Source organism: Citrobacter sp. UYEF32 (assembly GCF_040546205.1).
GTDB classification, from domain to species: Bacteria; Pseudomonadota; Gammaproteobacteria; order Enterobacterales; family Enterobacteriaceae; genus Phytobacter; species Phytobacter diazotrophicus.
In genome coordinates this window covers 833,580-852,260 of the sequence record NZ_JBEPNI010000001.1, presented here as the reverse complement: position 1 = coordinate 852,260, position 18,681 = coordinate 833,580, and the positions used below count along the sequence as shown (strand labels likewise).

Annotated in this window: 10 protein-coding genes; 8 read left to right on the top strand and 2 right to left on the bottom strand. The window is 53.6% G+C overall.

The window, feature by feature from the left end:
- Positions 1-46: 46 nt before the first annotated feature.
- The 4 genes from ABIB59_RS04145 to ABIB59_RS04130 all read left to right on the top strand — a co-directional run bounded on the left by ABIB59_RS04145 (position 47) and on the right by ABIB59_RS04130 (position 4,581).
- The gene (locus ABIB59_RS04145) at positions 47-982 is read left to right on the top strand and encodes a LysR family transcriptional regulator (protein ID WP_071196184.1); all 936 of its coding nucleotides are present in this window, start codon (positions 47-49) and stop codon (positions 980-982) included.
- Between the two features lie 372 nt (positions 983-1,354).
- Positions 1,355-2,632 carry an amino acid permease gene (locus tag ABIB59_RS04140; protein ID WP_354034102.1) on the top strand — a complete coding sequence of 426 codons (1,278 nt, stop codon included), beginning with the start codon at positions 1,355-1,357 and terminating at the stop codon, positions 2,630-2,632.
- A gap of 286 nt (positions 2,633-2,918) precedes the next feature.
- Entirely contained in the window at positions 2,919-4,124 is a 1,206-nt protein-coding gene (gene metC / locus ABIB59_RS04135; RefSeq protein WP_125124126.1) for a cystathionine beta-lyase, read from the top strand.
- 70 nt (positions 4,125-4,194) lie between these two features.
- The gene (locus tag ABIB59_RS04130) at positions 4,195-4,581 is read left to right on the top strand and encodes a RidA family protein (RefSeq protein ID WP_079496225.1); all 387 of its coding nucleotides are present in this window, start codon (positions 4,195-4,197) and stop codon (positions 4,579-4,581) included.
- Between the two features lie 156 nt (positions 4,582-4,737).
- On the opposite strand, the gene ttrR is transcribed toward ABIB59_RS04130, so the two are convergent.
- Together ttrR and ttrS are read right to left on the bottom strand one after the other, a co-directional pair.
- Complete coding sequence (gene ttrR / locus ABIB59_RS04125) at positions 4,738-5,343, bottom strand: tetrathionate respiration response regulator TtrR (RefSeq protein ID WP_354034100.1); 606 nt, start codon at positions 5,341-5,343, stop codon at positions 4,738-4,740.
- 14 nt (positions 5,344-5,357) lie between these two features.
- Positions 5,358-7,082 carry a tetrathionate respiration histidine kinase TtrS gene (gene ttrS / locus ABIB59_RS04120; RefSeq protein WP_354034098.1) on the bottom strand — a complete coding sequence of 575 codons (1,725 nt, stop codon included), beginning with the start codon at positions 7,080-7,082 and terminating at the stop codon, positions 5,358-5,360.
- Between the two features lie 167 nt (positions 7,083-7,249).
- Here ttrS and ttrB point away from each other — a divergent pair, with 167 nt between their 5' ends.
- The 4 genes from ttrB (at position 7,250) to ABIB59_RS04100 (ending at position 18,647) form a co-directional block, all read left to right on the top strand.
- Positions 7,250-7,999, top strand: a complete 750-nt coding sequence (gene ttrB, locus ABIB59_RS04115) for a tetrathionate reductase subunit TtrB (protein WP_079496228.1) — start codon at positions 7,250-7,252, stop codon at positions 7,997-7,999.
- Entirely contained in the window at positions 7,996-9,009 is a 1,014-nt protein-coding gene (gene ttrC / locus ABIB59_RS04110; RefSeq protein ID WP_502910476.1) for a tetrathionate reductase subunit TtrC, read from the top strand. Before ttrB ends, ttrC begins: the two co-directional genes overlap by 4 nt.
- Positions 9,002-12,073, top strand: a complete 3,072-nt coding sequence (gene ttrA, locus ABIB59_RS04105) for a tetrathionate reductase subunit TtrA (RefSeq protein WP_354034096.1) — start codon at positions 9,002-9,004, stop codon at positions 12,071-12,073. The genes ttrC and ttrA overlap by 8 nt, the downstream gene beginning before the upstream one ends.
- A gap of 364 nt (positions 12,074-12,437) precedes the next feature.
- Entirely contained in the window at positions 12,438-18,647 is a 6,210-nt protein-coding gene (locus ABIB59_RS04100) for an Ig-like domain-containing protein (protein ID WP_354034094.1), read from the top strand.
- Positions 18,648-18,681: the final 34 nt, after the last annotated feature.

Below are 18,681 nucleotides of genomic sequence, written 5' to 3'. Positions count from 1 at the left end.
CTCTCTTTATCTCAATCTTTGAGAGCACTCCGTAATAGTAGACGATATGACAATCCCACTGACAATCAAACAGATAGAAATGCTGGTTAAAATAAGCGAGGGGAAAGGGCTCTCGGAAGCGGCCCGACTTCTCAATCTTTCACCCTCTGCGATCAGTAAAGGTCTTGCGGTCATGGAGGAAAACCTGGGTGTTCCGCTTATTCAACGAACCACGCGGACGTTTCAGTTGACCGAGGCAGGTGAATATTTTGTTTCACGAGCCAGTGAATTATTAAAAGAATTTGATGATATTGTTAATACAACCTGCGGTTATTTTAATCACCCCCATGGTGCATTAAAAATTACCTGTTCTGTCGCATTTGGCTATGCGCATTTGATTGATATTTTTGAAGAGTACCGACAAAAGAATCATGATGTCGAACTCATTCTGGACCTTGACGATCACCTTATTAATCTCAATGAAAACAATGTAGACATTGCGCTACGGATTACCGCAACGCCACCGCAGAATTATGCCGCCCGCAAGCTCTCCAAAATTAGCTGGATGTATTGTGCTTCTCCAGCCTATCTGCAACGGATGGGGACGCCAACAAAACGCGTAGAACTGACCAGCCATGAATGCCTGGTCTACCCGGGATTGACGCCGCCATTACGTTTTACAGATATGCCGCAGCACTCTCACTGTGATATCAAAGCGAAGACACCGGTGCAGGCTAACAGTAGCTTGATACTCCTGAAAGCGGCGCTTGCAGGGCAGGGGATTGCCTGGTTACCCTCTTATCTTATCAATAAGCATATCGCCAGCGAAGAACTGGTCGCGCTGAAGCTTGATGGAAAATACGCCTATCCCACACACAGCTTGTATGCACTCTATTTTCCCAGTAAGTTTCGCAACCCCAAAGTGCGTTCTTTTATTGATTTCCTGATTGAAGAGAAACAACCGTGGAACGCCTGGGAAAAAGATATTGAAGCACTGTCTTAACAGAAAACAATCAAATGCGACACAGGTCACGTTTTTAAAGTCGAGTAGTGAAAAGTATAAATATAAAAATCTAGCGTTTAGATCACATTTGTTGATCGCAAAAAATAAATAAATGTGTGGTTGATCATGAGTTTTTTAAATAATCGGATGTGAATAAAAGTGGAAACTGTTTTCTCTAATATTCATTCGCCATCCGTTTTTTGCTGTGTAAAGCTTTCTTCATTCAATCATTAGTATCAATATGGTTATTTGATTGAAATAATCGGAAAAGAACGCAGTGAAACTTTCCCATGCAAGTTCGTCAAAATGTAAGAACATATTTTGAAGCCATGTTCAGGTCGGTTGATTATTTTTAGTTGATTGGGGACTCCTATGAGTGTAGGAATTAATAACGAAGTGATTACTAAAAAGAATATACCTTTTACCATGTATGATCTGGGATGGGTGGTACTGTGTATCGGCGCAGCCATTGGCTCCGGAATTGTCTTTTTTCCTTTACAGGTTGGTCTGAAAGGTGTCTGGGTATTTGCCCTGGCCGTTATTCTTGGATATCCGGCAGTTTACTATATGCAAAAGTTGTTCATTGAAACCATGGCGCGTAGCGATGAACATGACTCATACCTTAGCATTATCACCAGCTACGTCGGCAGTCGTTGGGGCGTATTTCTGGGCGCACTCTATTCCATCACCATGTTGAAATCGATGGTGGAATATGCACTTGCAATAACGAACGATAGCGCTTCTTATCTGAAAACATTTGGTCTGACGACCCAGACGCTGTCTGAGCACTGGTGGTGGTCGTTATTATTAATTGCAGGACTCTCGTTGGTTGCCTCCAAAGGTGAGAAGCTGTTGTTTAAAGTCTCAGGCAGTATGATTGCCGTGAAACTGGTGATTATTGTCGCTATTGGGTTCGTGGTAGTACCTTTTTGGGACTTAAATAACATTGGTGATTTTCCAAGTGTTAGCCATCTGGTCGTCGGCACCTTCCCGACGCTGCCTTTTGCCATCTTCTCGATTATGTTTGTCGGTATTCTGAACCCAATGAATATTGCGTATAAAAAGCGTGAAGAAGATAAAGAAGTTGCGAAATACAAAGTGCTGCGCGTACACAAAGTGGCCTACGTCATTCTGGTCGCAACAGTTTTGTTATTCGTTGTTTCTATCGTTTTGTCTATCAGCGAAGCCGATGCATTACGCGCTTACCAGGATAATATCTCGGCGCTTGCTCTGGCGGCAAAAGTGATTCCCGGTGCGACAGTAAAATACATGAGCGTGATCCTCAACGTATTCTCTATTGTGACGGCATTCCTGGCTCTCTATCTGGCCGTGCATGAGTCCTTCGTTGGGTTAATCAAAGTGGCTGCTCAGAAAGTATTCCGGCAGAAAAATAACAGTGAGAAATTCAATACCGTTACCGCTTTCTTTATGGTTGTGCTGGTGTTGTGGTTGATTGTGTTAACGAACTTCCCGATTCTGAAAGTCTTTGTATTTGGTGGTGTAACCTATGGGCTTATTAGCTGTATCGTTCCCGGGGTAATTATCCTCAGAAATGATAAATTCGTTGATTTACGCGGTGCGTCTGTCTATTACGTTATTTTGATTGGTATGCTGATGTGCATCGGGCCATTTGTCATGCTGTTCTCATAAGAGTTATTACATGACGCATAGGTTTATACCTGACATGTTTAGATAGCATTGCGATTTTACAAATTAACCATAATTTCATAACAGGTTTTTTTGATATTAAAAATGCTGATATGCCCATGTTTTCTAAACGGTGTCAAATCCTGGCTAGTTCAGTTGAAAAGTTAGAGTGCTTATTTAGATAAATCTCAAATGTGAGATGAATATTATCGATATGTGTTGCCCTATTAATCCGTTAGGGAAAAGGGCAGATAAATTAAGTAAGTGTAGTAAGAAGAGGAAGGGAAAAATGTCGAATCACAATTTTGATAACCAGGTGTCAGCAGATACGTATCTTTGTCACGGTCCGTTTGATCCGGAAGTCTTCGGTGGCGTAGTTAACCCGCCGGTCTACCATGCATCTACCGTTATCTTTAAGAACTGCAAAGAGCTTAGTGAGCGTCATCAGGCGCTGTTTGAAGATGCTGAAGATGAAATCATGTATTACGGACGCTTCGGTACGCCGACGACCTTTGCTGTGCAAAAAGCGCTGGCTGAGTTGGAAGGTGGCTATCGCTCATTGCTAGTGCCGACAGGTCTTGCCGCTTGCACAAGTGCATTGCTGGCGCTGGTTAAAGCGGGCGACCATATTCTTGTCAGCGGCAGCGTTTATGGACCAACGCGCGGTTTCGTAAACAATGTCCTGGCGAAAATGGGGGTCTCGACCACGTTCTTTGATCCGACAATCGGCAGCGGTATTGTCGATCTCTTTAAAGAAAACACGACGGTAGTATTTACTGAATCTCCGGGGTCACAGACCTTTGATATTCAGGATATTCCGGCCATTACCAAAATCGCTCATGAGCGCAATGCCAAAGTGATTATTGACAACACCTGGGCGACACCACTGTTCTTTAAACCCTTTGATCACGGGGTCGACGTGTCAGTCCATGCTGCCACGAAATACATCGTCGGCCACTCTGATGCGCAAATGGGGCTGATTACCGCGAATAAAGAGACATGGCTGGCGATTCGCCGTTTCGTCTATCTGTTTGGCCTGCATGCAGCCCCGGATGATGTCTACCTTGCCCAGCGTGGTCTGCGTACCATGTCACTGCGTCTGGAGCGCCACCAGGCCTCAGCCCTTAAGATTGCGAAATGGTTTGAGGAACGTCCGGAAGTTGAACAAGTGTTGCACCCGGCACTGCCGTCATGTCCGGGCCATGAACTCTGGAAACGCGATTTTACCGGCTCAAGCGGTCTGTTTAGCGTGGTATTGAAGCCTCAGTATTCAAAAGCGTCTGTGGAGAAATTTATCGATAGCCTGGAATACTTCGGCATTGGTTTTTCCTGGGGCGGCTTTGAAAGCCTGGCAACCCCGTTCAATCCGCGTAAAGACCGTCCTGAATATCACTGGCCGTATGAAGGCGAGGCATTCCGTCTGCAGATTGGTTTAGAGGATCCGATTGATTTGGTCAAAGATCTCGATCAGGCGCTGCGTCATCTGGAAGGTTAATTAATATCAGCGTGATTGTGTCAGCCTGCGCTGGCGCAAACATAGCATTATTTATTTACAGGAGAAAATAATGAAATTGATTATTAATACTGCATCTGCACCCGCTGCGATCGGGCCTTATTCTCAGGCCATTTCGTTTGGTGATCTGGTATTTACTTCCGGGCAGTTGCCGCTTGATCCGGTAACAATGGCATTTCCTGCGGATGACGTAAAAGCACAAACACGGCAGTCCCTGCTCAACGTTAAAGCGGTGCTTGAACAAGCGGGGGCATCTCTGGATACGGTGATTAAAACCACCTGTTTCCTGGGCAGAATGGAAGATTTTGCCGCGTTTAATGAGGTATATACTGAATTCTTTGGCGATGTTGGCGCGCCAGCGCGCTCTTGTATTCAGGCAGGAAAGCTGCCGAAAGATGCTTTGGTAGAAATCGAAGCTGTTGCATACGTTAAAAAATAAAGCGCTGGAGAGCATAGCGTAATAATCCATCAGCGCTGTTACGCTATTGCTCTGCTTTTTGAGTTGTTCAAAGTCCGTTCATTTCCGACGACAGATGGCGTTTTCTTTTTATCTCATTCCCCTTTTTATTTTTTGTGGTGAAGCAAATGCGTCGGTTTATTGCTTAATTAAATTCTCACCTGACAGATCAATGCTATTCATTTGCATGATCAGTTCTGCCATCGTTCTGGCGTCCATTTTTTCCATAACTCGTGAGCGGTGAACTTCCACCGTGCGCAATGCAATATTCATCTGCGAGGCGATATCCTTATTCATCATGCCTGCGGCTACATAATGCGCCACGGCTTTTTCTTTGGGTGTCAGTTGGCCGTAACGCTGTTTAAGCACCTGTATTTTCGCCAGCCGCTCAGAGTGTTCGTAGCCTTTACTGATGGCCTCTTTTAGGGCATCAAGCGCGACAGGTTTTTGTAAAAAATCGACGGCACCCGACTGGATCTCTTTTACCGCCATCGGGATATCGCCATGGCCTGTCAGGAAAATAACGGCAAGGGTGCTGTTATCGTGACGCATGGCCTGAAACAGGCGATGCCCGTCCATACCCGGCATCCGCATATCCAACAGCACGACGCCCGTATCTTTAAGCGCTGCTTCGTGCAGAAAGCGCTCACTTTCGTTCCAGCACTGAACGGTGTATCCCAGGCTTTCCAGTAAAAAAGAGCATGAGCGGGTCACCGCTTCGTCATCATCCACTAAATGAATCATTTAAATCTTCTGTGTTATTGGTCCGTCGGAAAGGTCAGGGTCACGAGTAAACCATAACGCCCATCCGGGGCGCTGTGATTATTCACACTAATCTCACCATTGACGCTGCGCAGAAGGCGCTGGCAAATAACGAGTCCCAGCCCCATACCCCCTTTTTTGGTGGAGTGAAAAGGGCGAAACAGCGCCGAAAGCTGTTCCGCTGACAGGCCGCCCGCGTTGTCCAGTAGCGAAATCTGCTGCTGTTGACCAACACGTTCCTCCGTTACCCAAAGGCGTGTGGCGCCTGCCTGGACCGCATTCAAAATGATATTTGCCAGTACCTGCTCCAGCAGGACCGGTGGCAGAGAAAGCGGCATGGGGCGCTTGATGTTTACCTCAACAAGCAGGTCGGGTGACGCTTTATCAAGCTGCAAAAGCCTGAGCACGTGTCGGAGCGTATCTGCGACATCACAGGGCGCATTTTCACTTTGCTGCTGCGGACTCGCCCATTCCCGTAGATGTCTGATGATAAGTCCACAGCGTTCGGCCTGAGCATCGATGTTGTGTAGCGCCTCTTCTATGGATTCTCTCTTTTCCGGCTGCGGGAGATAATTAAGCCCTCCCTGCGCATACATGCGGATTGCCGCTAGCGGCTGGTTAAGCTCGTGCGCAAAACCGGAGGCCATCTCACCCAGTACGCTCATCTGTCGGGCCTGCTCCAGCGTCTGCTGTTGGGCGCGCAGCCGGGCGTTTGCCTGCTCCAGCGCTTTACCGCGCCGGTTTACCAGCACCATCACCCAACCATAATTGGCAACGAACAGCACGCCCAGCACAAGGATCAGCCCAATCATTAGCCTGTGCTGGCTCAGCCAGGCAAGCAGGGTTTGCCCGATCCGCTGCTGCTCCGGGTGGCGGTTAAGTTCGCGAAGCAGGGCTTCGGTATCGCTGGTTGAGGCGGGTGCGCCCCAGTGCCAGCTACCGCTCTGGGGTGCCGTTAGCAACGCCTTTGCGACGGCATCGGCAACCCGGTCACCCACGCCGGGCAGGGCAGCGAACGACCAGTCAGGATAGAGTGCGGTACTGGTCAGGCAGGGAGATGCGGACGGTTTTTGAAGCAGAACCCGAAAGGCGTTTTTCGCAATAAGACCTTCCGCGTCCATGTCTTCCAACAGGCACACGGGAACGATGGCAGCCTGAATGGCATCTTCGCGCAGCAAATAGAGCAGCGCATCAGCCGGAAAGCCCAAAAATCTCACCTTCACCTGGTCGTCCACCCGTAACCCCGCATCCAGCAGTTCACGGTAGCCCAGCAGATAGCCGCCAAAGGCCTGCACATCGACTGCGCCCAGGGTTTGTCCGGCCAGATCCCGCGCGAGGGTGATGGGGCTATCACGGCGAACCAGAATAGCGCTGCCGGTGGCCATGCTCTCTCCGGCGGCCCCTTTCCCGGATCGTAGCGATGCCAGCCAGCGCAAATGATAGTGGCTATTTAGCTGCACAAACTGCGCCTGATTGGTGATGACAAACTGGACGCTTCCTGCGTTTACCGCCTCGCGCATCGCGTTGAGATCAAGGGGGATCAGCCGAAAATGGGCATCCGGTACGGTGTCGTTAAGCGAGTCGATTAGCGGCTGCCAGTGACGTTGAGTTGCCGCTTCACCGCGCAATGCCAGGATGCCGATGGTCCAGTCAGCGGCGAGAAGAGGGGAGCTAAACCCGACGATGAACAGGCACAACAGGATTTTTGCGATGCGATCCATGCGACAAATGCCCCTTTTCGTTTGCGGTAGATCAAGCCCGCTTCGTTTATGTGGTTAACCACAATAGAGGGCGACCTGGCGGGATTTTTAGACTGTAACTAATCACATTTGGTTAGGTAATTCCATCCCTAATCTTTTCCTTAGCCGCGCACTGACTGGAGGTCACTATGGACATCAGTAAGCGACATTTTTTGCAGCAATTGGGTGTTGTCACCGCCGGGGCATCACTGATACCGCTGGCGCAGGCGAGTCTCTCATTAAAGCCTGAACGGCACGAAGGCTCCGAGAAGCAGCGTTACGCCATGCTTATTGATTTGCGCCGTTGCATTGGCTGCCAGTCCTGCACGGTGAGCTGCACCATAGAAAACCAGACCCCGCAGGGGGCTTTCCGCACCACGGTGAACCAGTATCAGGTGAAGCTCGCCGACAGCGACGAGGTGACCAACGTGTTGCTGCCGCGTTTGTGTAACCACTGTGACGATCCGCCCTGTGTGCCGGTTTGCCCGGTGCAGGCCACCTTTCAACGCAAGGACGGGATTGTGGTTATCGACAACACCCGCTGCGTGGGATGTGCCTACTGTGTGCAGGCCTGCCCGTATGATGCCCGCTTTATTAATCACACGACCCAAACGGCGGATAAATGCACCTTTTGCGCACACCGACTGGAGGTCGGGCTGCTCCCTGCCTGTGTGGAATCCTGCGTGGGTGGCGCGCGGATTATTGGCGATTTACACGATCCCAACAGTACGATCAGCACGCTGCTGGCGGCGCACCGGGACGAGATAAAAGTCCTCAAGCCGGAGAATAACACCCACCCGCATGTCTTTTATCTGGGGCTCGACGACGCCTTTGTCTCCCCGTTGCAGGGGCGTGCGCAGCCCGCGCTCTGGCAGGAGGTGGAAATATGTCACCCATGATCATTGATGAGGTGCTGGCTCAGCCGCAGGACATTACCTGGCTTCCCTGGGCCGTTCAGTATTTTTTCTTTATCGGTATCGCCTCGTGCGCGGTGCTGCTGGCCTGCGCGGCACGCTGGTCTCAGCATCGGTATCGCGAAGCGTTCGAGCGAATTTGCCTGTTCCTCGCTTTAACCTGCGGGATTGCCGCGCCGCTGGCGTTAACTGCCGATCTGCATCAGACCGCCCGCTTCTGGCACTTTTATGCCTGGCCGACGCCCTGGTCATGGATGCCCTGGGGCGCGCTGTTTTTGCCGCTGTTTACCGTGTTTGTTGGGCTGTGGTTTTTGCTTTTCCATCTGCGCGTGGTCACGGAACGCTTTACACCGTTGATGCGCTGGATTGCTCTCGCCGCGGCGCTGACGGCGGTCGGCTTGCTGCTCTATACCGGACGCGAAGTTTCGGTCGTGCAGGCCAGACCGATATGGTTCAGCTATGGGTATCCGCTGGTGATGTTTATAAGTGCGATAAGTGCGCTACTGGCACTCCTCAGCCTGGCCCTGCATAAGCATCGCTATTGCGGCAAATTGCTGGCGAAAGGGCAGGTGGTAACGCTACTGCTGCTCGGGGCCGTGGCGCTGGTATGGCTGCTGGGGGATACGTTGTCGGGCGAGGCCCTGCGCCAGCAGTGGCGGCTTGCTACGGATATCCGTTTTTACATGCTGGTGATGGTGACGTTATGGAGCGTCGTGCTGGTACTGGCGCTCGCTGCGAACCGCTACGACTTTCCGTTATCGCTGACACTGGCGAGCACGCTGCTGGTGGCGGCACTGTGCTGGACGTTGCGCTGGGCGCTGCTGATTGGCGGGCAAACGGTCCCGAAATACAACGCCCTGATTAACGACTACCACCTTCCCCCTGGGACCGACGGTCTGCTGGCCATTATCGGCACCTTCGGGCTGTGGTTCGCCCTCATGATAACCATCAGGGAATGCGTCAACTGGCTTTCAAGGAGGTTCCGTCATGTCTGAATTATCCCGCCGTCGATGGCTAAAAATTGGGGTAGCTGTAGGGGGCTTTGCCGCGTTCGGTTTGAGCTATCGTGATGTTGCAAAACGGGCCGTGGACGGGCTGGTCAATGGCACGTCCGGGAAGGTGACGCGGGACAGGATCCTCGGTAACGCTCTTGTTCCGGAAGGTAGCGCGCACGGCGGCTGGCAGAGTAACCCCGATCAGGCGGTCTCCATGACCCAGTGTTTTGGATGCTGGACGCTATGCGGCATTCGCGTGCGTGTGAACAGAGCAGAGAATAAAGTCTTACGCATCGCCGGAAACCCATGGCACCCGCTGTCACACGAGAAGCCTTTTGACAGCATGATGCCGTTTTCCGAAGCGCTGCAAAAGATGGCGGGGGAAAGCGGGCTTGAATCCCGCTCTACCGCCTGCGCGCGCGGCGCCACTCTGTTGGAGAGCCTGCACAGCCCGCTGCGTATCTTTACGCCGATGAAACGCGCCGGAAAGCGCGGGGAAGGCAAGTGGCAGCGCATCAGCTTTGAGCAACTGATTAAAGAGGTGGTGGAGGGCGGTAACCTGTTTGGCGAAGGCCACGTCGACGGGCTGCGTACCATTCGCGATCTCAACACGCCTGTTGATGCGAAACATCCCGCCTATGGCCCGAAGGCCAACCAGTTGCTGGTTACCAATACCAGCGATGAAGGCAGGGATGGCTTCCTGCGCCGTTTTGCGCTGAACAGTTTTGGCTCAAAAAACTTTGGCGCGCACGGTGCCTACTGTGGACTCTCTTATCGCGCCGGTTCCGGTGCGCTGATGGGCGATCTGGATAAAAATCCCCACGTTAAACCCGATTGGGAAAACGTCGAGTTTGCGCTGTTTATGGGGACATCTCCCGCACAATCCGGCAATCCCTTCAAACGCCAGGCGAGACAGCTTGCCAGCGCCCGCTTGCGTAAAAGCTTTAACTACGTTGTGGTGTCTCCCGCGCTGCCCCTGACCACGGTACTGGCTGATGACCATGGCCACTGGTTGCCGATAAAACCGGGAACGGATTCTGCGCTGGCGATGGCTATGATCCGCTGGATTATTGATAACGAACGCTACGTGGCCGCGTACCTGATGCTGACCAGCCGGGAAGCGATGACGCGTGCCGGAGAAAAAAGCTGGAGCAATGCCACCTGGCTGGTTATTACCGATGAAAACCATCCGCTGAGCGGACAGCACCTGAGCGTATCCCATCTCAATGGCGGCGACGGGCAGGCAGATGAACCGCTGGTGGTGAACGAGGCGGGAGATCTGGTGCCTGTCAGCCAGTGCGATCGCGGGACGTTACGGGTATCGCAGGCGGTCACGCTGCACGATGGCGCTACGGTTACGGTGAAAAGTAGCTTTCAATGCCTGACTGAATCGGCCCACCGTTTCACGCTGGAGCAATACAGCATGGAATGCGGCGTGCCGGTTAAACAGATTCATGCGCTGGCGAAAGCGTTTACCGATCACGGGCGTAAGGCAGCGGTGGTGACCCATGGCGGGATGATGTCCGGCAACGGTTTTTATAATGCCTGGGCGGTGATGATGCTCAATGTGCTGCTGGGCAATATGAGTCTGAGCGGCGGCGTATTTGTCGGCGGGGGTAAATTCAACGGCGAGATTAACGGGCCGTGCTACAACATTGAACAATTTCCCGGCAAGATCGCGCCCAAAGGGCTCAATATCGCTCGCAGTAAAGCCGACTACGCCAAATCCGATGAGTATCAGGCAAAAGTGGCCGTCGGTCAGTCGCCGTGGCCCGCCAATGCGCCGTGGTACCCGTTTGTTGCCGGGCAACTGACGGAACTTTTACCCTCCGCGCTGGAGGGCTATCCCTATCCATTAAAAGCGTGGATTTCGAATATGACCAATCCGCTGTACGGCGTGCCCGGTCTGCGCACGGTCATTGAAGAGCGGCTAAAAGATCCGCAACGTCTGCCGCTGTTTATCGCCATCGATGCTTTTATGAATGAGACCACTGCGCTGGCGGATTATATCGTGCCGGATACCCATAACTTTGAAAGCTGGGGATTCAGCGCTCCCTGGGGGGGCGTGGCGAGTAAAACCGCAACGGCGCGCTGGCCTGTTGTCGCTCCCGCGACCGCCAGGACGCTACAGGGTGACCCGGTATCCATGGAATCCTTCTGTATTGCGGTGGCTAAACGGATGCAGTTGCCGGGATTTGGCGAGAAAGCGATACCGGATGCGCAAGGGGCGATGCATGACCTGAACCGCGCGGAGGATTACTACCTGCGCGTGGCGGCCAATATTGCTTTTGCCGGGCAGAAACCGCTGCCGCCGGCTGGCGAGCAGGATGTGGCGCTGTCCGGCGTTGAGCGCATATTTCCGGCAATAAAGCGTACGTTGAAATCAGAAGAGGCACTACCCGTTGCCTTTCTCTACAGCCGGGGAGGGCGTTTTGCGCCCGATGCCTCAGGACGTAAAGAGGGGATGGTCGGCGGTGAATGGGCCAGGCCGCTGCAGATCTGGAACGCCCAGGTGGCGGCCTTTAAATATGCCATGACCGGCGAGCGATTCAGCGGCTGCCCGACCTGGTATCCCGCGCGGTTGTCCGATGGGCGGGCGCTGGATGAGGTATTCCCGCAGACAACATGGCCGATGAAACTGATGTCTTTTAAATCAAACCTGATGAGTAGCTCCACGACAGTTGTTGAGCGGCTGCATCACGTTAAGCCGATGGGGCTGGTGGCTATTCACCCCGACGATGGCAAACGCTTTGGGTTACAGCATGGCGACAAGGCAAAGATAACGACGCCGGGAGGCAGTGTGGAGGCGCGGGTGAGTTTGCTCTCAGGCGTGATGCCGGGTGTGATTGCTATGGAACATGGGTATGGGCATACGGAGATGGGGGCGCGTCAGCACTGGCTTGACGGTGAACCGCTGGCGCATAAAAGCCAGATAGCATCCGGCGTCAATCTCAACGATTTGGGCTTTGCCGATCCCACCCGCAAGGTGCCCGGCCCCTGGCTTGACTGGGTAACCGGGTCGTCCGTGCGTCAGGGACTACCAGCTTGTATTGAAAAAGTGTGATGGAAGCTGGCCCCGGTGCGGGGCCAGCGTTTAGCGTGTTGTAGACACTCCCCTCGTAACACAGTCGTTACATTGAAAGAAATATGTGACGGATTTCTCTCTTTTAATTTTTTTTAAGAAAGCTAACCACCTGATTCCCACTATTTTTATGTGCTTTTCTGCCGATTGGTAAAAAAATGTAAGAGTAAAGTAAATTTTTTAGCTGCCGATAGGATCGTGTTGCGGGTTTTTAAGACAAATACCTTCGGGCCTAAGGGGAGTGATTATGTCGTGGTGGAAAGTCTTTTCTGGAAAAAAAACGATAATTAATTCAACGGCAGCCCCTGAACCCCGGCGCTTGTTGCTTCAGGCGCTGGAGCCCAGAATGATGTTTGATGGTGTTGCCGTCAGCGCAACTACCGCGACCGCGGATGCCACTCACGCCGATACGGCATCGCATACCACGGCATCCGTGAGTGTGGCGCATACGGACACCACCACGGCGGCGGCGACCACAACAGCCGAAACCAGCAAAACCACATCTGGCACCACTGCCGTAACATCCAGTTCAACGTCTTCTGCATCCAACACAACAACACAGGACACCAGTAAAACCTCTGCTGCCAGCGTTGTATCCGGCACGAGCAGTGCCAGCGGGCCACAGGTCGTATTTGTGGAGTCGGATGTGAAGGATTATCAATCTCTGATCAATCAATTACCGTCCGGTTATGAAGTGGTCGTGCTGGACAGTTCAAAAGATGGTCTGGCGCAAATCGCCGCCTGGGCCAGTACCCATAGTGGTTACAGTGCGATGCATATTCTTTCACATGGTGAAAAGAATGACCTGATGCTGGGAACGGTAGCGCTGAACAGCGCCAATATAGCGAATTACGAAAGTGAACTGGCGACCATGGGCCAGGCACTGAGCGCCGATGGCGATATTTTATTGTATGGCTGTAGTATTGCGCAGGGCAGTGACGGTGCCGCATTGATTGGCGCTTTGGCTAAGGACACACAACATGCCGTCGCGGGTTCTACGGATCCCACTGGTGCCGCAGCATTGGGCGGTAACTGGACCCTCGAATACAGCACCGATAAGTTACATGTCGCGGCCCTGGATTTAGTGGGCTATGACGGCCTCCTTACTCGTCCTACGTCAGGAACAACGTTCTTTGATTCCCTCGATGGCTCTTTAACGGTCATCCCCAATGGCCAGTCATCGATAACGGCGCCTAATTACATGGGGTGGGACTTTACCATGCAGATGAATTCACCATCTGATGGTCAGAACGAAATGATTATTGTGGAAAAAGATGGTTCCAGTACAGTGGAAACCGTCGATGCTTTGAGCGATGGCTTAAAGCAAATCACCTATTTTTCGGTAAAATCCAATGATGGTTCTTTGTTTACGCTGAACTCTATTGGCGTGGTGGTTAATGGCTATGATTCCGGTTTTAGCGGGGGAACGGTTACATTAACCGGCTATTTGAATGGTTCTGCGGTCAGCGGCGCCTCGTTAACATTGAATGTTAATGACATATACAACAGTGGCAATCTTGTCACATTTAATGTCTCATCTAATTCTGCTTTTCAGGACATTGATTCCTTTCGCGTTACGGCGGCAAATGGTCATACTATTACAGGCTTAATTGGTATTGGCGCGATTAATGCCACTAACTTCCATTTCCCCGGCCCGGTATTAACGACAAGTGGTGGTAGCACAGCATACAGCAGCGGTACTGGAAACGCTGTTGCCATCGATAGCGGTATCACGCTAACCGATACCGCCGCCTCTACGCTGACCAGCGCGACAATCGCCATCACCGGAAACTTTCACAGTGGCGAAGATGTGCTGGCCTTTAGTAATACTAATACCACGACGTACGGCAATATTATCGGTTCTTATAACAGTGCAACGGGCCTGCTGACATTAACCTCTTCTGGCAGCACGGCTACGACAGCGCAGTGGCAGGCAGCGCTGAAAGCGGTGACTTATCAGGACAGCTCTCTGTCGCCAAATACCAGTTCCCGAACACTCTCTTTTACCATTACCGATGCTTCCAGTAATACCAGTAGCACCGTAACGCGTATTGTCACCGTTGCTGCGGATGTCGCGCCTGTTATCAGCAATCTTAATGGCGATAGCGGGACATTTTATGCAGGCGGGACGGCAGTGCATCTGGACAGCGGAACCGCTGCAACGGTCACCGATAGCGATACGACCAGTTTCAATGGCGGAAACCTGACAGTACAAATCACCGCTAACGGCCATAGCGCAGAAGATGTTCTGGGTATCGATACCAGTGGTACGGTGACCGCCAGTAATGGCACGACCGCAGGCAGTGTTATCTCTGTTGGCGGCGTCGCTATCGGGAGTATTGCCACCAACGGTGATGGGATAAACGGCGATAATCTGAGTATTACCTTTAACGCGAATGCGACAGCCAGCCGTGTCTCGACACTGGTTGATGCCCTGACCTATTACAATAGCGCCACCACGCCGACAACAGGAAACCGTACAATACAAGTGGTGGTGAATGATGGTCGCGGGCAGACCAGCAGTGCATCCAGTGTCACCATTGCCATGAACAATAATGCTCTGGTTACCACCAGCGGCGGCAGTGCCGCTTTTACCTCCGGGGATAATAGTGTTTCAACACCTGTGGTTATCGATAGTGGGCTGAGTATTGTTGATCATGCCAGCAGCACGCTGGCGTCCGGCACGGTATCCATTACCTCGAATTTTCATAGTGGCGAAGACGTTCTGGCATTCACCAATACCAACACGACAACCTATGGCAATATCGTCGCTTCCTATAATGCTGCAACCGGTGTTTTGACACTGACCTCCAGTGGCGCGACGGCGACGATTGCGCAGTGGCAGGCGGCGATGCGGGCGGTCACCTGGACGGATACCGCCGTGACGCCCAATTCAGCCACCCGTACTATCAGTTTTCAGGTCACCGATGGCAACAGCAACAGCAGCCCGGTCGCCACCCGGACGGTCACGGTAACGGCTGTCGATCAGACACCGATAGTGAGCACCAGCGGCGGCAGCACAGCCTTTATCGCTGGTGATAATACCGCGCCGACGCCAGTGGTTGTTGATAACGGCCTGACCTTAGCAGACCTGGACAATACGACATTCGCTTCGGCAACCGTGGCTATTACCGGCAATTTCCATAGCGGTGAGGATGCACTCGCATTCACCAATAACAATGCCGGGACATATGGCAATATTGTCGGCAGTTATAATAGCGCGACCGGTATATTGACCTTATCGTCAAGCGGGGCGACGGCAACAGTTGCCCAGTGGCAGGCGGCATTACGGGCGGTCACCTGGACAGATTTAGCGGTGACACCGAACACGGCGACCCGGACGGTGGGCTTTACCGTTAATGACGGGACGAAAAACAGCGCTGTAGCGACACGGCAGATAACCGTTACCGCGACAGATCAGACGCCGATACTGACGACCAGTGGCGGCAGTGTTGCGTTTACCGCTGGCGATAACACCCCCTCGACGCCCGTTGTCATCGACAGCGCTCTCACGATCTCCGATATCGATAACACCACACTTGCCAGCGCTACCGTCGCCATTACCGGCAACTTCCACTCCGCAGAGGATGTATTGGCCTTTACCAATACCAGCGGCACGACATTTGGCAATATCGTCGCCAGTTATAATAGCGGCACGGGGGTATTAACGCTGACCTCTGCTGGCGCTACCGCGACCCTGAGCCAGTGGCAGGCTGCGTTACGGTCCGTGACCTGGACGGATACGGCAATCACCCCTAATACCGCGACAAGAACCATCAGCTTTAGCGTCAACGATGGCACGAAAACCAGTACCGCAGCGACACGAAACGTGACGGTTGCCAGTACGGATCAAAGCCCTATCGCAACAACATCTGGCCCTGGCACCACGTATCCGTTGGGAACCCCTGGTACGCCCATTGCGGTGGACAGCGGCCTGACATTATCAGACCTGGATAACGCCACGTTTTCCAGCGCTACCGTCGCCATTACCGGCAACTTCCACTCCGCAGAGGATGTATTGGCCTTTACCAATACCAACAGCGCGACATTTGGCAATATCGTTGCCAGTTATAATGGCGGCACGGGAGTATTAACGCTGACGTCTGCTGGCGCTACCGCGACCCTGAGCCAGTGGCAGTCGGCATTACGGGCGGTGACCTGGGCTGATGGGGCCACAACGCCCAATACAGCAACCCGGGTTATCAGTATCACGGTGAACGACGGAATCAAAAACAGTGCGACCGTAACGCGCTCCATCGCTATGTCCATTCCCGTACCCTCTGTCACTGGGATCACGGCCGCCAGCGATACGGGGAGCAGCGCTTCCGATGGCATAACCCGCAATGCACAGCCAACGTTTATCGGCACGGCCCAGGCGGGAAGTACCGTGACTGTGTATGTCGATGCTGTTTCAGTGGGCACCACAACGGCGGATGGCAGTGGCGCCTGGTCATTTACCCCTTCCAGTGCGTTGAGTGAAGGCAGCCATGCGGTTAGCGCGATGGCTACGCTCGGTAGCGTGAACAGTGTGGTTTCCGCTAATGCATCGGTAGTGATTGACACCACCGCCCCGGCGATCCCGACTGGGATTGCGCTGACCGCAGCCACCGATACCGGCGTGAGCGCCAGCGACGGGGTGACCAGTAATCCCCAGCCGACCCTCACGGGGGCAGCCACCGCAGGCAGCCTGGTGACGGTCTATATCGATGGTTCTGCTGTTGGCAGCACCACCGCGGACGGCAGCGGGGTCTGGCAGTATAACGTCGCTGGGTTATTGCCGGACGGTCCACATACGGTACGCGTTACGGCGACAGATACAGCCGGTAACGTCAGTGCCGCGACCACGCCCTGGCTCTTTACGGTGGACACCGCCGCCCCGGCAGTCCCGACTGGTATTGCGCTGACCGCAGCCACCGATACCGGGGCGAGCGCCAGCGACGGGGTGACCGCTAATAACCAGCCGACCCTCACGGGGGCAGCCACCGCGGGCAGCCTGGTGACGGTCTATATCGACGGAACGGCGGTCGGTACCACCACCGCGGACGGCAGCGGAGTCTGGCAGTACAACGTTGCGGCTCCGCTGATCGACGGCGCGCATACGGTCAGCGCCACCGCGACAGACACCGCCGGTAACGTCAGTGCCGCGGCAACGCCCCGGAGCTTTACGGTGGACACCGCCGCCCCGGCAGTCCCGACAGGGATTACGCTGACCGCAGCCACCGATACCGGCGCCAGCGCCAGTGACGGGGTGACCGCTAATAACCAGCCGACCCTCACGGGGGCAGCCACCGCGGGCAGCCTGGTGACGGTTTATATCGACGGAACGGCTGTCGGTACCACCACCGCGGACGGCAACGGCGTCTGGCAGTACAACGTCGCGACTCCGCTGATCGACGGCGCGCATACGGTCAGCGCCACCGCGACAGATACCGCCGGTAACGTCAGTGCCACGGCGACCCCCCGGAGCTTTACGGTGGACACCGCCGCACCTCAGGTGCAGGCAGTTACCGCGCAGAATACGCTTACAGGGGCTCAGGGGCAGGTCGGGTATAACATCTCCTTCACGAAACCGGTTCAGACTTTATCCGCGAGTGAGTTGCAGGCGCTGGTCACGGGCAATGTCCAGGCGAATATCGTTTCGGTTACTCAGGTCAACGCCACGACATGGCAGGCTGTATTAAGTGTCCAGGGCACTGGCACCGTCACCCTGGGTTTTGTAGATAGCACTATTAAAGACATCGCGGGGAACACGTTGTCAGGCTCGCAGGCCAGCGTTCCGGTGTATCAGGTCGCGCCTGCTGTTACACCTGTGACGCCGACAACACCGTCTACCGTATCGCCAGTGGTGCCGGGGAGTTCGGTGCCAGCGATAGCACTGCAGTCGCCGCTCAGCGGTTCAATGAAAGGCCTGTTTCAGGAGGCTGCTCCTTCTCCCATCGCGCCCAATATTGTTTTAACAGCGCTCAACGGCATCACTACGCCAGCGTTAAGTTTGACCGGGGATGGTTTGCTGGCAACAGGAAACGCAACCTTACCGTTAACCCTCTCCGTTACCCCAGCCTTTGGTGAGTTTGCGGTTCCGGGCGGTTCGGCATCGCCTTCTTATATTGGCTCTATTACCAGTAGCCCGACGGCAGCCCTTGAAGTGCGGGCGGATGTGGGCAGTGTAGGGGTCGTATCCGGCCAAAGCTTTAGCGTTTCACTCCCGGCAGGCACGATTTTAACCCGTGAATCTATGGCGAACTTATCGGTAACTGTGCGCCAAAGTAACGGTATGCCGCTGCCTTCATGGATTAAATTCGATCCAGCAACCGGGCGTTTTTCCGGACAGCCACCCGCCGGATGGAAGCAACCCGTCTCTATTGAAATTCGGGTGGTGGATAAACAAGGGTATTCAGGCACCAGCCATCTGGAGCTGAAAGTCGCCGGGCCGCGGGAAGCCACCCCTTCGGCAAGTCTTCAGGCATCACCGGGCAAGCCCGGTCTGGATCAACAAATCGCTGCTCAAAAGACCGTTTTTGCAGGGCGACTGATGACGCCTGAAAAACAGGTGTAATGTTTACCCAATATCTAATGCGCTGTTTTTTATA

Bases quoted from the DNA above. Each gene is read 5' to 3' on its own strand.
- ABIB59_RS04145 (WP_071196184.1), top strand. From the start codon at position 47: ATGACAATCCCACTGACAATCAAACAGATAGAAATGCTGGTTAAAATA.
- ABIB59_RS04140 (WP_354034102.1), top strand. From the start codon at position 1,355: ATGAGTGTAGGAATTAATAACGAAGTGATTACTAAAAAGAATATACCT.
- metC (WP_125124126.1), top strand. From the start codon at position 2,919: ATGTCGAATCACAATTTTGATAACCAGGTGTCAGCAGATACGTATCTT.
- ABIB59_RS04130 (WP_079496225.1), top strand. From the start codon at position 4,195: ATGAAATTGATTATTAATACTGCATCTGCACCCGCTGCGATCGGGCCT.
- ttrR (WP_354034100.1), bottom strand. From the start codon at position 5,343: ATGATTCATTTAGTGGATGATGACGAAGCGGTGACCCGCTCATGCTCT.
- ttrS (WP_354034098.1), bottom strand. From the start codon at position 7,082: ATGGATCGCATCGCAAAAATCCTGTTGTGCCTGTTCATCGTCGGGTTT.
- ttrB (WP_079496228.1), top strand. From the start codon at position 7,250: ATGGACATCAGTAAGCGACATTTTTTGCAGCAATTGGGTGTTGTCACC.
- ttrC (WP_502910476.1), top strand. From the start codon at position 7,996: ATGATCATTGATGAGGTGCTGGCTCAGCCGCAGGACATTACCTGGCTT.
- ttrA (WP_354034096.1), top strand. From the start codon at position 9,002: ATGTCTGAATTATCCCGCCGTCGATGGCTAAAAATTGGGGTAGCTGTA.
- ABIB59_RS04100 (WP_354034094.1), top strand. From the start codon at position 12,438: ATGATGTTTGATGGTGTTGCCGTCAGCGCAACTACCGCGACCGCGGAT.